The 13362-nt window shown below is 41.2% G+C and carries 22 protein-coding genes; 1 reads left to right on the forward strand and 21 read right to left on the reverse strand.

The features are described from left to right. Positions 1 to 5: 5 nt before the first annotated feature. Positions 6 to 998 (forward strand): substrate-binding domain-containing protein, encoded by a 993-nt coding sequence (locus CD00_RS0108600; RefSeq protein WP_026655604.1) that lies wholly within the window; start codon positions 6 to 8, stop codon positions 996 to 998. 110 nt (positions 999 to 1108) lie between these two features. Here the strand turns inward: CD00_RS0108600 and CD00_RS0108605 are convergent, their stop codons facing one another. From CD00_RS0108605 to rplN, 21 genes are all read right to left on the reverse strand, one after another. Next, positions 1109 to 1645, reverse strand: coding sequence for a bL17 family ribosomal protein (locus CD00_RS0108605; RefSeq protein WP_026655605.1), 537 nt, complete (start codon positions 1643 to 1645; stop codon positions 1109 to 1111). A gap of 167 nt (positions 1646 to 1812) precedes the next feature. Next, entirely contained in the window at positions 1813 to 2772 is a 960-nt protein-coding gene (locus tag CD00_RS0108610; protein WP_026655607.1) for a DNA-directed RNA polymerase subunit alpha, read from the reverse strand. Positions 2773 to 2820: 48 nt separating this feature from the next. Then, the gene (rpsD, locus tag CD00_RS0108615) at positions 2821 to 3414 is read right to left on the reverse strand and encodes a 30S ribosomal protein S4 (RefSeq protein ID WP_026655608.1); all 594 of its coding nucleotides are present in this window, start codon (positions 3412 to 3414) and stop codon (positions 2821 to 2823) included. A gap of 139 nt (positions 3415 to 3553) precedes the next feature. Then, complete coding sequence (rpsK, locus tag CD00_RS0108620) at positions 3554 to 3961, reverse strand: 30S ribosomal protein S11 (RefSeq protein WP_026655609.1); 408 nt, start codon at positions 3959 to 3961, stop codon at positions 3554 to 3556. 83 nt (positions 3962 to 4044) lie between these two features. Continuing rightward, the gene (gene rpsM, locus CD00_RS0108625; protein ID WP_026655610.1) at positions 4045 to 4413 is read right to left on the reverse strand and encodes a 30S ribosomal protein S13; all 369 of its coding nucleotides are present in this window, start codon (positions 4411 to 4413) and stop codon (positions 4045 to 4047) included. Positions 4414 to 4550: 137 nt separating this feature from the next. Further along, positions 4551 to 4664 carry a 50S ribosomal protein L36 gene (gene rpmJ, locus CD00_RS0108630; RefSeq protein ID WP_013280022.1) on the reverse strand — a complete coding sequence of 38 codons (114 nt, stop codon included), beginning with the start codon at positions 4662 to 4664 and terminating at the stop codon, positions 4551 to 4553. A gap of 152 nt (positions 4665 to 4816) precedes the next feature. Further along, positions 4817 to 5596 (reverse strand): GGDEF domain-containing protein, encoded by a 780-nt coding sequence (locus CD00_RS19275; RefSeq protein ID WP_185750418.1) that lies wholly within the window; start codon positions 5594 to 5596, stop codon positions 4817 to 4819. A 371-nt stretch (positions 5597 to 5967) separates the two neighbouring features. Continuing rightward, positions 5968 to 6186, reverse strand: a complete 219-nt coding sequence (gene infA, locus CD00_RS0108640; protein ID WP_013280019.1) for a translation initiation factor IF-1 — start codon at positions 6184 to 6186, stop codon at positions 5968 to 5970. Between the two features lie 23 nt (positions 6187 to 6209). Next, positions 6210 to 6962 (reverse strand): type I methionyl aminopeptidase, encoded by a 753-nt coding sequence (gene map / locus CD00_RS0108645; protein ID WP_026655612.1) that lies wholly within the window; start codon positions 6960 to 6962, stop codon positions 6210 to 6212. Between the two features lie 14 nt (positions 6963 to 6976). Next, the gene (locus tag CD00_RS0108650; protein WP_026655614.1) at positions 6977 to 7621 is read right to left on the reverse strand and encodes an adenylate kinase; all 645 of its coding nucleotides are present in this window, start codon (positions 7619 to 7621) and stop codon (positions 6977 to 6979) included. An 88-nt stretch (positions 7622 to 7709) separates the two neighbouring features. Beyond that, positions 7710 to 9029 carry a preprotein translocase subunit SecY gene (gene secY / locus CD00_RS0108655; RefSeq protein WP_026655615.1) on the reverse strand — a complete coding sequence of 440 codons (1320 nt, stop codon included), beginning with the start codon at positions 9027 to 9029 and terminating at the stop codon, positions 7710 to 7712. Then, on the reverse strand, positions 9029 to 9469 hold the full coding sequence (gene rplO, locus CD00_RS0108660; protein ID WP_026655616.1) for a 50S ribosomal protein L15: 441 nt from the start codon (positions 9467 to 9469) through the stop codon (positions 9029 to 9031). The genes secY and rplO overlap by 1 nt, the downstream gene beginning before the upstream one ends. A gap of 117 nt (positions 9470 to 9586) precedes the next feature. Further along, entirely contained in the window at positions 9587 to 9775 is a 189-nt protein-coding gene (gene rpmD / locus CD00_RS0108665) for a 50S ribosomal protein L30 (protein ID WP_026655617.1), read from the reverse strand. Between the two features lie 27 nt (positions 9776 to 9802). Beyond that, the gene (gene rpsE, locus CD00_RS0108670; RefSeq protein WP_026655618.1) at positions 9803 to 10312 is read right to left on the reverse strand and encodes a 30S ribosomal protein S5; all 510 of its coding nucleotides are present in this window, start codon (positions 10310 to 10312) and stop codon (positions 9803 to 9805) included. 17 nt (positions 10313 to 10329) lie between these two features. After that, a complete protein-coding gene (rplR, locus tag CD00_RS0108675) occupies positions 10330 to 10698 on the reverse strand; it encodes a 50S ribosomal protein L18 (RefSeq protein WP_026515603.1) in 369 nt (122 codons plus the stop codon). Between the two features lie 20 nt (positions 10699 to 10718). Further along, positions 10719 to 11258 (reverse strand): 50S ribosomal protein L6, encoded by a 540-nt coding sequence (gene rplF / locus CD00_RS0108680; RefSeq protein ID WP_026655620.1) that lies wholly within the window; start codon positions 11256 to 11258, stop codon positions 10719 to 10721. 15 nt (positions 11259 to 11273) lie between these two features. Further along, positions 11274 to 11675 (reverse strand): 30S ribosomal protein S8, encoded by a 402-nt coding sequence (gene rpsH, locus CD00_RS0108685; protein ID WP_026655621.1) that lies wholly within the window; start codon positions 11673 to 11675, stop codon positions 11274 to 11276. 191 nt (positions 11676 to 11866) lie between these two features. Further along, positions 11867 to 12052, reverse strand: a complete 186-nt coding sequence (locus CD00_RS0108690) for a type Z 30S ribosomal protein S14 (RefSeq protein WP_026515606.1) — start codon at positions 12050 to 12052, stop codon at positions 11867 to 11869. Positions 12053 to 12073: 21 nt separating this feature from the next. After that, the gene (gene rplE / locus CD00_RS0108695; protein ID WP_026515607.1) at positions 12074 to 12613 is read right to left on the reverse strand and encodes a 50S ribosomal protein L5; all 540 of its coding nucleotides are present in this window, start codon (positions 12611 to 12613) and stop codon (positions 12074 to 12076) included. 22 nt (positions 12614 to 12635) lie between these two features. Next, positions 12636 to 12965: a 50S ribosomal protein L24 gene (gene rplX, locus CD00_RS0108700; protein ID WP_026655622.1), complete on the reverse strand. Its 330-nt coding sequence runs from the start codon at positions 12963 to 12965 to the stop codon at positions 12636 to 12638. 12 nt (positions 12966 to 12977) lie between these two features. Next, a complete protein-coding gene (gene rplN / locus CD00_RS0108705; RefSeq protein WP_022764361.1) occupies positions 12978 to 13346 on the reverse strand; it encodes a 50S ribosomal protein L14 in 369 nt (122 codons plus the stop codon). Between the last annotated feature and the right edge of the window lie 16 nt (positions 13347 to 13362).

Genomic DNA, 13362 nt, shown 5'->3' on the forward strand with positions numbered 1-13362 from the left:
ATATTATGAAAAATCGAATTAAAAGATCAATGGCTTATCTACTATGCGTGATACTGCTATCTCTTTCAATTACAGCTTGTGGCAAGGCAGGCTCCGGATCGGTTTCCGGTAACGGTATAAAAATACTTATGACGCTTCACGCTGACGATGACTCATTCCTAAATACACTTGCCGATTCAATAGTTGCAAAGGGCCAAGAACTTGGCGCAACAATTGATGTCGTATACAGCCAGAAAGATACAGAAACACAGATGCAACAGATAGCAAACGCCGCTTCTGAAGGATATGATGCCATCATATGCAGATTATGTGATACAAGCACCACACTTCAGATGGAGAATGCAGCAGGCAATCTTCCAATTGTATTCATCAACAATGAGCCTGAGATTGACTATCTCAAAAGTGACAAATATGTCTATGTTGGCTCATACGAGCAGGATGCCGGAGAATTCCAAGCAGATTATATCTGGAGCGGTCTCGGAAAACCACCTGCACTTAATGTCATCATCATGGTTGGTGAAAAGATGCATGCAGCTGCTCCAAAGCGTACAAATGCAGTAAAATACTTCTTCCTTGACAATAAGGTCGATGTAAACTATGTATGGGTCGACAACGGTGATTGGGTTGAAGACGTAACATATGACAAGCTCAATATATTCAAAAAGACAGGACAGTCATTTGATTGTATCATCTGCAATAACGACACTATGGCAATGGGCGCTATCAAATGGATGAAAGAAAACGGATATGATACACACAAGATACTTGTAGCCGGAATCGACGCTACAGACGAGGGATGTGAAGCTGTAAGAAGCGGAGACCTTTATATGACGGTTCTTCAGGATACCGCAGGACAGGGTGCTGCAGCCGTACAAAGTGCTGTTTCACTTGCAAAAAACGGTTCGGTTTCTTCTGTTTCAGGCGTATCCGCAGACCATAAGTATATTTGGGTTCCATTTGTTCCCATAACGCCCCAGAATGTGGACCAGTATAAATAAATGACCATTGTCACATCATTTGTTTAAATCGCAAATAAAGACATTAAAAAGAGGTTTCAGAGCATTCGCTCTGAAACCTCTATATTTATGGTTTAAATAATCAAAAGCTATTAAACAAGCTCAAGAACAACCATCATAGCTGCATCGCCTTTTCTCTGACCGATCTTGATGATTCTTGTGTAACCACCCTTACGATCTGCGTACTTAGGTCCGTACTCATCGAAAAGCTTTGCTACAAGGTCAACTTCCTTAGTGTTCTTCTTTCTTCCCTTGTTCTCCTGAGGAACATCAACTACAGGGTAAAGAGTCTTAAGAAGCTGTCTTCTTGCATGCATACGTGTAGGAAGATCCTTCTTGATTTCCTTAGTAACAGTTGTGAACTTAGTAACCTTCTTACCGTCAACAACTTCCTTTACTCTCTTTCCGTCCTTATCCTTCTCAGGAATCTTAACTTCAACGGAAACAGTCTCAAAATTGTCCTTTTCCTTAGCAGCAAGAGTGATCATAGGCTCTACGATCTTCTTGATTTCCTTAGCTCTTGCCTCAGTAGTAACAATCTTTCCATTGTAAAGAAGTGCTGTTACCTGGTTACGAAGAAGTGCTCTTCTGGGCTTTGTTGCTTTTCCAAGCTTTCTGTACATTGCCATGTTATTTTACATCCTTTCTCATTTGCGGAGTTCCCTCCGCTGTAGGTACATCATAAGATGCGCATCGGTCTTACTCTCACAATGCAGTTTTTTGATCCTATGAGAATCCGCTTCAGTACGCATCGGATTTACCTTCCGCGGACATTCATAATTAATAGTTAGTGATATTACTGTTCGCCATCTGACTTAAGTGAAAGTCCAAGCTCATCAAGCTTAGCAAGGACCTCCTCAAGTGACTTACGTCCAAGATTACGAACCTTCATCATATCATCAGAAGTCTTGCTTGCAAGCTCCTGAACGGTATTGATGCCTGCTCTCTTAAGGCAGTTGAATGAACGAACTGAAAGTTCAAGCTCATCAATTGACATTTCGAGAACTTTGCCCTTCTCATCGTCTTCCTTCTCGATCATAACTTCTGCTGTCTTAGCATTCTCAGAAAGGTCGATGAAGAGGCTCAAATGCTCACTGAGTACCTTTGCTGCAAGGCTTACAGCCTCGTCGGGAGCAAGTGTTCCATCAGTGTGAACATCTAATGTAAGCTTATCGAAATCAGTTACCTGACCTACACGAGTGTTCTCGATGGTTATATTTACTCTCTCTACAGGTGTGTAGATAGAATCGATTGCGATAACTCCGATTGGAAGATCGCCTGTCTTATTCTTGTCAGAGCTTACATAACCTCTTCCCTTTGTGATGGTGAGCTCCATGTAGAGCTTAGCATCCTTTCCGGAAAGTGTAGCGATAACCTGATCAGGATTCATGATCTCAATATCCTGGTCCACCTGAATATCTGATGCTCTTACTACTCCTTCGCCGTTGAACTCGATATAAGCTGTCTTAGGTTCGTTAGTATCAGAGGAATTCTTTATAGAAAGATTCTTGATATTCATAATGATCTCAGTTACGTCTTCCTTTACTCCGGGAATAGAACTGAATTCATGCAGCACGCCTTCAATCTTGACCTGACTTACTGCTGCACCAGGTAATGATGAGAGCATAATCCTACGAAGGGAATTGCCCAGTGTAATACCGTAACCTCTTTCAAGAGGCTCTACTACGAATTTACCATATTTCTTATCATCTGAGATTTCAGCAACTTCAATATTTGGTCTTTCAAAATCAAACACTGATATACCCTCCTTATGTGACTAGTTAACAAGTTTCTATTTAATAGATTACTTAGAATACAACTCGACGATAAGCATCTCATCAACAGGAACGTCGATTACTTCTCTTGAAGGAAGTTCCTTTATTGTACCCTTAAGTCCTTCCTTGTTAACGTCAAGCCACTCAGGAACAAGTCTGCTTGCAGTGATTTCTGAAATATCCTTAAATCTCTGAATGTTCTTAGCTGCCTCTTTAACTTCGATGACATCACCGGCCTTAATGAGGTATGAAGGAATGTTGATTACCTTACCATTTACAGTGATGAACTTGTGAAGAACAACCTGTCTAGCTTCTCTTCTTGTTCTTGCAAAGCCCATTCTGAAGATAACGTTATCAAGTCTTGTCTCAAGAATAGTCATAAGGTTGGAACCTGTCTGACCCTTCATTCTGTCTGCTCTGTCGTAGTAATTTCTAAAAGGCTTCTCAAGGACGCCATATATGAATTTAGCCTTCTGCTTCTCGCGGAGCTGAAGTCCATACTCACTCATTTTCTTACCAGCGTTAGCTGATGTTCTCTTAGACTTTTTGTCATATCCAAGAAATGTAGGATCCAGATCAAGTGATCTGCATCTTTTTAATACGGGAACTCTGTTTACTGCCATTTTAGGCTCCTTTCTTTTACTCAGACAACATTCTGTTATCTGATGTTGTTTACAGTGTCATGCACCTTCATCCAACGCGTTAAATACATATATATTTGCACATGTATTCTGCAATGAGAGTAACGCGATATAAAATCGATTATACTCTACGACGCTTGGGAGGTCTGCATCCGTTGTGCGGTACAGGTGTTACATCTGTGATAGATGTAACTGTGAGTCCACTTGCAGCAAGAGCTCTGATAGCAGCTTCTCTTCCTGATCCTGGTCCCTTAACGAATACATCAACAGTCTTAAGGCCGTGAATAAGTGCAGCCTTTGTTGCTGTCTCTGCAGCTACCTGTGCAGCATAAGGAGTAGATTTCCTTGAACCTTTAAATCCGAGACCGCCGGCACTTGCCCAGCTAAGAGCGTTTCCTGCTGCATCTGTCAAAGTAACGATAGTGTTATTGAAAGATGACTGGATGTGCGCCTGTCCGTGTTCAACGTTTTTCTTGACACGTTTCTTTGCAGCTGACTTTTTAGCTGCAGTTGATTTCTGATTTGCCATTTTAAACTAACCTACTTTCTTCCTAATAATTACTGGTTATAATGTTACATCACTGATCTGCCATGCTCAGACATCAAGAAAAATTATTTCTTCTTGTTAGCGATTGTTCTCTTAGGTCCTTTTCTAGTTCTTGCATTTGTCTTAGTTCTCTGACCACGGCAAGGAAGTCCTCTTCTATGACGCATGCCTCTGAAACATCCGATCTCTGTGAGTCTCTTGATGTTCATAGCGATTTCTCTTCTGAGGTCACCTTCTACATCGTAGTCGTTACCGATAATCTCGGCAATTTTCTTTACTTCTTCGTCTGTAAGATCACGAACACGTGTGTCCGGACTTACTTTTGCTGCTTCAAGAATCTTGTTTGAGCTTGTTCTACCAATTCCGTAGATGTATGTCAAACCGATCTCTACTCGCTTATCTCTAGGTAAATCTACACCTGCAATACGAGCCATTTTTTATTCCTCCATAACTTATAAATAATATTACTTGTTTGATTGGGGCCATGATTCACAGCCCAACCGGACAAAGAATGATCCGATCTTTCCAATACACATTGGTATCAAAAAGTAATCCACCTAAACGGCTCGGATTATCCCTGTCTCTGTTTGTGCTTAGGGTTGTCACAGATAACTCTGATAACGCCCTTTCTCTTAATAACCTTGCACTTTTCGCACATAGGTTTAACAGAAGACCTTACTTTCATTGTTACTCCTTTCCTGCATGGTAAACAGATAATGCTTAAAGAAGGGCATAATAACCCCTCTACCTAAAAAGACCATTTGATATCATAACATATCCAAAGTCAATAATCAAGCAGTTTTTTCAGCTTTTTCATAAGGGTTTTTCATAAGATTGTTACGACAATTTTGAATTTCTTTCTTTTTCTTCCTCATGAAGATTAAATGTGGCTTTTCCGCTCTCTTTTGCCTCATAAAGAGCTTCATCCGCCTTCTTATAAAGCTCACTGAAGCTTGCGCAGTCGTTGTCACTGACAATACCGATACTGCATGTAAGACCTGATACCTGATTGATACGTGCAGTCTTAAACTCGTGAAGAATACTTCTGCATCTCTTTTCCGCAAATCCTTCCGGCATCTCGCCCATCACGAGTACCATAAATTCATCGCCGCCAATCCTTCCCATAATGTCATAGGGATGGAAATAGCTCTGAAGTATCTCAGAGAACTTCTTAAGCACGTTATCACCCGTCTGATGGCCGTATGTATCATTTACTTCCTTGAAATTATCAAGGTCAAAGATAAACAGAATGCATCTTGCACCGGGTTTTCTTTTCTTAAGGTATTCATTACATTTCTCTTCAAAAGAAAGCTTGTTGTAAATACCCGTAAGAAGATCTGTAGTACTCTTTCTTTCGAGGATACGTCTGTCTTCACCTTTATTTATCGCTAGATCGACTATCTCAAAATAGCTGAACAGCGACGCGATGATGGCAACGCCCGCAACAAACAGATCTCTTTTTACACCATAATGGGGACGGATCATAGAATCCATTATGCAATATATGATGGTAAGTACGATCTTGTACACCGTAGTGGCCAAAAAAGTATCCATATATACCGCAGTTATCACGATAATGGCACAAGGGAACACAATACACCTTGATGTCATGTTCATAATAATATCAGCATAGGAGTAAGCAAGAATCATCACTCCATAAAAAAAGAAGGAATACATTCTAGATAATTTGAAGCTCTCAGATATATTACTAAGAAAAACTTTCTGTACTAAATGTATTCCAACAAGAACAAACAATATTGCAATTAGAAAAAAAACAAAAATAATAACTTCCCGAAAACAGTAAAATAAGAAATAGCAGGAACGCGCTAACACCGGATAAAAACATCACAGTGTCAGCAGTGTTTCGGATATTATCCTCCGCTATCTTATTCTTGTTATAATGTATGAACGAAATACTATCGAAATGCCTATCCAGAATTTTTTGTATCATAAATCCCTCACACACGTACCGTTATTAGATTATTATATTACTTGTCTCTCCAAATAATTCTTCCTTTTGTAAGATCATATGGTGATAACTCAAGTGTTACCTTATCACCGGGTAAAATTCTGATAAAGTTCTGGCGAAGCTTACCGCTTATATGTGCCAACACAACGTGTCCGTTTTCAAGTTCAACCTGGAACATTGTATTGGGAAGCTTCTCAATTACCTTTCCTTCAATTTCAATTACATCAGCCTTTGACATCTACATCTCCTCTTAATTTACAACTATATTAAAGTTAATATCTCCGGTTCACCATCCGTGATGGCTATTGTATTCTCATAATGTGCTGCAAGTGACCCGTCAAGTGTGACAACAGTCCAGTCATCCTCAAGCCAGCCTATCTTGCGGCTTCCCATTGTTATCATGGGCTCGACGCATATGGTCATACCTTTTTGAAGTTTCACACCTCTTGTCAGTTTCCTGAAGTTAGGCACCATGGGATCTTCATGTAAACTTGTTCCGATCCCGTGACCTGTAAGTTCCCTTACAATGCCGTAACCGTGTGGTCTGATATATTTATCGATAGCAGCGGAAATATCGTGAAGTCTGTTTCCCGCTTTAGCTTTCTTAATTCCTTCAAAAAAGCTTTCTCTGGTGACATCGATAAGTTTCTGCGCTTCATCGCTTATCTTACCGACGCCCCATGTTCTCGCCGCATCAGAATGAAAACCTTTATATATGAGTCCTGTGTCGAAAGAAACAATGTCTCCTTCCTGCAGGATTCGCTCACTGCTAGGTATTCCGTGAACTACTTCATTGTTCACCGAAATGCACACAGAAGCAGGAAATCCTTCGTAATCTTTGCAATTCGGAATCCCGCCCAGAGCACGGATAGTTCTCTCACCAATCTCATCAAGCTCAAGAGTTGATATACCGGGTCTGAGAGCAGCATGCAGTTCTTCATGAACCTTTGCCAATAGATGCCCTGACTGTCGCATAAGATTGATTTCTTCATCTGTTTTGATACTTATAGCCATTTTAACACACCAGATTATGCATTCAATATGCTAACAATATCACTGAAGACTTCCTGCATATCCTTTGTTCCGTCTACAGTCTTCAAAATACTCTTTTTCTCATAGTAATCAATAAGCGGCTGAGTCTGCTCATGATAAACCTTAAGTCTGTTCTGAACTGTCTCAGGCTTGTCATCATCTCTCTGAACAAGCTCGCTACCGCACTTATCACAGATTCCGTCTTTCTGTGGTTTAATATGTTCAATATGATAGGTTGCGCCACACTTCAGACAAGCTCTTCTGCCTGACATTCTGCGAACGATATTCTCATCGGGAACGTCAACATTGATAGCGTAATCAACCTTATCACCAAGCTTTGTAAGTTCTGAATCAAGAACATCAGCCTGGGGAATTGTGCGAGGAAAACCATCAAGTACGTATCCGTTCTTGCAGTCATCATTTGCTACTCTGTCAAGAAGAAGCTCAACTGTAAGCTCATCGGGAACAAGCTGTCCCTTATCCATGAATTCCTTGGCTTTCTTACCAAGTTCTGTTCCGTTCTTGATGTTGGCTCTGAAAATATCTCCTGTTGAGATATGCGGAATGTTGAACTTTTCCGCGATCATCTGAGCCTGTGTGCCTTTTCCCGCACCGGGTGCACCCAACATAATAATCTTCATACTCTAATCCCTTCCATAAAGTAGAAACAAGAGGTTGCAGGGCCCACTGCGAGAGTAGGTCCCTGTACCTCTTTCATTAATTTTTTAATCAGTCTTCCAAAAATCCCTTGTAATTACGTACAAGCATCTGTGACTCAATCTGTTTTATAGTTTCAAGTATAACACTTACCACGATGATAAGGCTAGTACCACCGAATGAAACACTTGCCTTGAACATACCACTGAAGAAGTAAGGAATTATTGCAATAAGAATAAGTCCGCATGCTCCGATAAAGATGATATAGTTCAAAATGCTTGTAAGATAATCGCTTGTAGGCTTTCCGGGTCTGATTCCCGGTATGAAACCGCCCTGCTTCTTCATATTATCTGCAATCTCAATAGGATTGAAGGTAATTGATGTATAGAAATACGCGAAGAAGATAAGCAATAATATGTATACTACAAGACCAATGGAATACTCCCAATGGTTTGGATCAAACCAATTGTCCTGTCTTAAATATTCCAATATCGTTGCCCAAACGCCCGGTCCCTTATAACCTGTGAAATAAGTTATAACGCTGGGGAACTGGAACAATGACATTGCAAAAATGATAGGCATAACGCCCGCTGTGCTGACCTTAAGCGGAATCTCCGAACGATTTCCACCATAAGTTCTTCTACCCTGAATCTTCTTTGCATACTGAACAGGGATTCTGCGCTCTGCGCCGTTAAGAACTACGATCAGTACTACCAATGCAATAATAACCGCTATAATTATTACAGCTGATACTACTCCCCTTGCAATAGGCTTCCCACTCACAAAACGCTCGAAAAGCGAATGAAGATCTGACGGAATTCTTGAAAGAATGTTGATCGTCAGAACTATAGAAATACCATTCCCAACACCGTTTTCCGTGATTCGTTCACCAATCCACATGAGGAATGCACTACCTGCTGTAAATGCAACTACAACCTGAATTGCCAAGAAGATTGATTTATCTGCAAGGGAATCGCCTTTGTAGAAATTAACAGCCATTGCAATGGACTCGATAAGTGCCAAAACTACAGTAATGTATCTTGTCATTGCTGTAAGTTTCTTTCTTCCGTCCTCTCCGTCCTTCTGCCACTCCTCAAATTTGGGAATAGCAATAGTAAGAAGCTGAACAATAATGGAAGATGTGATGTAAGGTGTGATGTTGAGAGCCAGGATTGAAGCATGCTCAAACGATCCACCAGTAAATCGATCCACAAAGCCAAAAGCATCATTTCCGCTCTTTAAACCTTCAAACCAGCTCTTAAAACGCTGGACATCGATTCCGGGAACCGGAATTGTTGTTCCAAATCTGATAACAGCAAGCATTGCAAGAGTAAAGAGAAGTTTCAATCTGATTTCTTTGACTTTTAATGCATTCATTAGGGACTTAAACATTAGATCACCTCTGTTGTTCCACCAAGTGCCTCGATTTTCTCTTTTGCTGCTGCGCTGAACGCATTTGCTTTAACCGTAAGCTTCTTGGTAAATTCTCCGTTTCCAAGAATCTTTACACCATCAAGCTCTTTCTTGATGATTCCCTGATCCTTGAGTGCCTGAACATCTACAACTGCTCCGTTATCAAATACTTCAAGAGCGCTTACGTTAATTCCTACGATGTTTTTATGATTGATATTCTTGAAGCCTCTCTTAGGAAGTCTTCTGAAAAGTGGCATCTGTCCACCTTCGAAGCCAAGTCTGGGAGCACCTGAACGAGCCTTCTGACCCTTGTGTCCCTTACCTGCGGTCTTGCCGTTTCCTGAAGCATGACCACGGCCTCTTCTAAAATTATCGCTCTGTACAGAACCTTCAGCAGGTCTTAAGTTTGATAATTCCATGATAATCCTCCTTTATTTAACTCCGGAGCTTATACCGCTACACGCAATAAGCATCGCTGCTTATCACTCGCGCATACATACTGCAGCTCCGGATACCATTTACTTTTGCTTTTGAGATTAGATCTCTTCTACCTTTACAAGGTGTCTGATCTGCTGAATCTGTCCTCTTGTTGCGGAATTATCAGGAAGTTCAACAGAGCTGTTAAGTTTCTTAAATCCCATTGATTTTACTGTTGCCACCTGCTTAGGAATAGCACCGATAGTGGACTTAACCAATGTGATCTTAAGCTTTTTCTCGTTTGCCATTGATTTATACTCCTTATTTACTAAACCTTAAGCTGTTACTTCAGCAACGGACTTACCGCGCTTAGCAGCAACTTCTTCAGGTGTCTTCAACTGAGCAAGACCGCTGATTGTTGCATAAACAACGTTCTGCTTGTTGTTTGAACCAAGTGACTTTGTTCTGATGTTTCTGATACCTGCATACTCACATACCAAACGAGCAGGACCTCCTGCGATGATACCGGTACCTTCAGGTGATCTCTTAAGTAATACTTCAGCAGAGCCGAACTTACCTACGAAATCGTGTGTAATACTGTTGTTCTCATCAAGAGGAACAGTAATGAGGTTCTTAGTAGCATCTTCCTTACCCTTACGGATTGCATCCGGGATTTCAGTAGACTTACCAAGACCTACGCCAACGTGTCCGTTCTTATCACCAACTACTACAAGTGCTGTGAACTTCATGTTACGTCCACCCTTAACGACCTTAGTAACGCGCTTGATGGTAACAACTTTATCTGTCAATTCGAGCTGACTTGCATCAACTATTGTACGCTTCATTTGTGTTTTCTCCCTTCTTAGAATTCAAGGCCAGCTTCTCTGGCAGCATCAGCAAGAGCTTTAACTTTTCCGTGGTAGATATAACCACCTCTGTCAAATACAACAGCCTTGATGCCCTTTTCCAATGCTCTCTTTGCTACAATATCACCAACTTTTGTAGCAGCTTCAATATCGTCTGTATTCTTGAGTTCTGCCTTGATGTCTTTTTCAAGAGTAGAAGCAGATACAATTGTCTTGCCGGCTACATCATCAATAACCTGTGCATATACATGACTATTGCTTCTAAATACTGCTAAACGTGGTCTCTCAGCTGTACCGCTGAAACGATTACGAATCTTCATATGCTTCTTAGCACGAATTTTCTGTCTTGATTCTTTACTAACCATTTTGCACTCTCCTTATCTTATTACTTCTTACCTGTCTTACCAACCTTACGCTTGATAACTTCATCAACATACTTGATTCCCTTGCCCTTATAAGGTTCAGGAGCTCTCTTCTCTCTGATGATTGCAGCGTGCTGGCCAACAGCCTCTTTGTCGATTCCCTTAACAGTGATTATCTGTCCCTCAACTACTGTCTCTACTCCTTCAGGATCAGCAAGTTCTACGGGGTGAGAATAACCAAGTGTAAGAGAGAGTGTCTTGCCATTCTTAGCAGCTCTGTAACCTACACCGTTAACCTCGAGCTTCTTCTCGAAACCATCTGTAACACCAACTACCATGTTGTTAAGAAGGCTTCTTGAAAGACCGTGTAATGCTCTTGTCTTCTTCTGATCGTCAGGTCTCTTAACTTCGATCTGACCATCTGCCTGTGAGAAAGAAATCTCAGCAGGGAAAACTCTTGTAAGGGTTCCCTTAGGTCCCTTAACAGTCACCTTATTATTTTCTGCAACTTCTACTGTTACTCCAGCAGGAACTGCGATTGGCATTTTTCCAATTCGTGACATGCCCGTACCTCCAATTTACCAAATGAATGCAAGAACTTCGCCACCAACCTGCAGCTCTCTTGCTTTTTTGTCAGTTACAACTCCCTGGTTTGTTGAAATGATTGCGATACCAAGTCCGCCCAATACTCTGGGAAGCTCGTCCTTGCCTGCGTATACACGAAGACCGGGCTTTGAGATTCTCTTAAGACCTGTAATTACCTTGTCATTTCTATCAGCGCCATACTTAAGAGTGATGTGAAGATTCTTAAAAGCTCCGTCCTCAACAACATCAAGCTTCTTAATATAACCTTCGTCAAGAAGAATGTTTGCAATTGCAAGCTTCATCTTTGAAGAAGGAACGTCAACTGTGTCATGCTTTGCAGCGTTTGCGTTACGAATTCTTGTAAGCATATCTGCAATAGGATCGTTCATTGCCATTTTAAATTGCCTCCTTAATTATTTTTGCTTCGCCTTACTACTCCCCGAATTGAGCAGAGACACGAAGCCGCAATGCGCGCTTATGTGTTTCTCTATTTTTTAATTATACGAAGAATAATAACTTTGTAAATATGCGGTTTCCATCCTGAACCGCTTATATTACATCCCCCAAAAGGGGGAATTCTACAGAATTACCAAGATGCTTTACGTACTCCCGGAATTTCGCCCTTGTATGCAAGCTCACGGAAGCAAATTCTGCAGATTCCGTACTTTCTAAGATAAGCATGAGGACGACCACAGATCTTACAACGATTGTACTCACGTGTAGAGAACTTGGGCTTCATCTGCTGTTTCAACTTCATGGATAATTTAGCCATGTGTGCATTTCCCTCCTATTATTACTTTGCAAAAGGCATATTGAACAGTGTGAGAAGCTCACGAGCCTCTTCATCTGTCTTAGCTGTTGTTGTGAAAATGATATCCATACCTCTTGTCTTGTCAATCTTATCATACTCGATTTCAGGGAAGATAAGCTGCTCCTTGATACCAAGTGCATAGTTTCCTCTTCCGTCGAATGAGTTAGGGTTGATTCCTCTAAAGTCACGTACACGAGGAAGTGCGAGGTTTACAAGACGATCAAGGAAATCGTACATCTTGTCGCCACGAAGTGTAACCTTACATCCGATAGGCATACCCTCTCTCAATTTGAAGTTAGCGATTGACTTCTTAGCCTTTGTGTAAACAGGCTTCTGACCAGAAATAATAGCCATATCATTTGCAGCGTTCTCGAGAAGCTTAGCGTTTTCCTTAGCTTCACCAACTGCCATATTGATAACGATCTTGTCAAGCTTAGGCACCTGCATTACGTTCTTGTAACCGAACTTCTTTGTCATAGCATCAACGATCTCGTTTTTGTATAAATCCTTATATCTACTCAACGTTAAATACCTCCTTCCTTAATTAGTCGATAACCTCACCGGTCTTTTTTGCGATGCGGTTCTTCTTTACAACCTTACCATTCTCGTCCTTCTCAACCTTGAATCCGATTCTGGTAGGTTTTCCTTTGTGAAGATACATAACGTTGGAGATATCAAGAGCTGCTTCGCTCTCTACAATTCCGCCATTGGGGTTCTTAGCAGAAGGCTTCTCATGCTTAGTTACCTTGTTGAGACCCTCTACAACAACCTTTCCGTTCTTTGTATCAACAGAAAGGACTTTTCCTTCCTTGTCGATTTCTCTTCCGGCGATAACCTTAACCATATCGCCCTTCTTAATCTTACTTGTTGACATCTGGGCGCCTCCTTATAATACTTCCGGAGCAAGAGAAAGAATCTTCATGAACTTTTTCTCACGAAGCTCTCTGGCTACGGGTCCAAAAATACGTGTTCCCTTAGGCGTACCATCTTCATTGATAACAACAGCAGCGTTTTCATCAAATCTGATGTAGGAACCGTCCTTACGACGTGTCTCTTTTACAGTACGAACGACAACAGCCTTAACAACATCACCCTTCTTTACAACTCCACCGGGTGTTGCTTCTTTTACAGATGCAACGATTGTGTCGCCGATTCTCGCATATCTTCTTGTAGATCCACCCATAACACGGATTGTAAGAAGCTCTTTTGCACCAGTGTTATCAGCGACTCTAAGTCTACTTTCCTGCTGAATCATGATATTTCTCCTTTTT

Source organism: Butyrivibrio sp. AE3003 (genome assembly GCF_000686065.1).
In the GTDB taxonomy this organism is placed as follows: Bacteria; Bacillota; Clostridia; order Lachnospirales; family Lachnospiraceae; genus Butyrivibrio; species Butyrivibrio hungatei_A.

Coding starts and splice junctions, on each gene's coding strand:
- CD00_RS0108650 (WP_026655614.1), bottom strand. CDS start 7,621: ATGAAGATTATTATGTTGGGTGCACCCGGTGCGGGAAAAGGCACACAG.
- rpmD (WP_026655617.1), bottom strand. CDS start 9,775: ATGGCAAACGAGAAAAAGCTTAAGATCACATTGGTTAAGTCCACTATC.
- rplX (WP_026655622.1), bottom strand. CDS start 12,965: ATGTCAACAAGTAAGATTAAGAAGGGCGATATGGTTAAGGTTATCGCC.
- rpmJ (WP_013280022.1), bottom strand. CDS start 4,664: ATGAAAGTAAGGTCTTCTGTTAAACCTATGTGCGAAAAGTGCAAGGTT.
- rpsE (WP_026655618.1), bottom strand. CDS start 10,312: ATGAAGCGTACAATAGTTGATGCAAGTCAGCTCGAATTGACAGATAAA.
- rplN (WP_022764361.1), bottom strand. CDS start 13,346: ATGATTCAGCAGGAAAGTAGACTTAGAGTCGCTGATAACACTGGTGCA.
- CD00_RS0108605 (WP_026655605.1), bottom strand. CDS start 1,645: ATGGCAATGTACAGAAAGCTTGGAAAAGCAACAAAGCCCAGAAGAGCA.
- map (WP_026655612.1), bottom strand. CDS start 6,962: ATGGCTATAAGTATCAAAACAGATGAAGAAATCAATCTTATGCGACAG.
- CD00_RS0108690 (WP_026515606.1), bottom strand. CDS start 12,052: ATGGCTAAATTATCCATGAAGTTGAAACAGCAGATGAAGCCCAAGTTC.
- rplR (WP_026515603.1), bottom strand. CDS start 10,698: ATGGTTAGTAAAGAATCAAGACAGAAAATTCGTGCTAAGAAGCATATG.
- secY (WP_026655615.1), bottom strand. CDS start 9,029: ATGTTTAAGTCCCTAATGAATGCATTAAAAGTCAAAGAAATCAGATTG.
- infA (WP_013280019.1), bottom strand. CDS start 6,186: ATGTCAAAGGCTGATGTAATTGAAATTGAAGGAAAGGTAATTGAGAAG.
- rpsD (WP_026655608.1), bottom strand. CDS start 3,414: ATGGCAGTAAACAGAGTTCCCGTATTAAAAAGATGCAGATCACTTGAT.
- rplF (WP_026655620.1), bottom strand. CDS start 11,258: ATGTCACGAATTGGAAAAATGCCAATCGCAGTTCCTGCTGGAGTAACA.
- CD00_RS0108600 (WP_026655604.1), top strand. CDS start 6: ATGAAAAATCGAATTAAAAGATCAATGGCTTATCTACTATGCGTGATA.
- rpsM (WP_026655610.1), bottom strand. CDS start 4,413: ATGGCTCGTATTGCAGGTGTAGATTTACCTAGAGATAAGCGAGTAGAG.
- CD00_RS19275 (WP_185750418.1), bottom strand. CDS start 5,596: ATGAACATGACATCAAGGTGTATTGTGTTCCCTTGTGCCATTATCGTG.
- rpsH (WP_026655621.1), bottom strand. CDS start 11,675: ATGGCAATGAACGATCCTATTGCAGATATGCTTACAAGAATTCGTAAC.
- rplO (WP_026655616.1), bottom strand. CDS start 9,469: ATGGAATTATCAAACTTAAGACCTGCTGAAGGTTCTGTACAGAGCGAT.
- rpsK (WP_026655609.1), bottom strand. CDS start 3,961: ATGGCAAATCAGAAATCAACTGCAGCTAAAAAGTCAGCTGCAAAGAAA.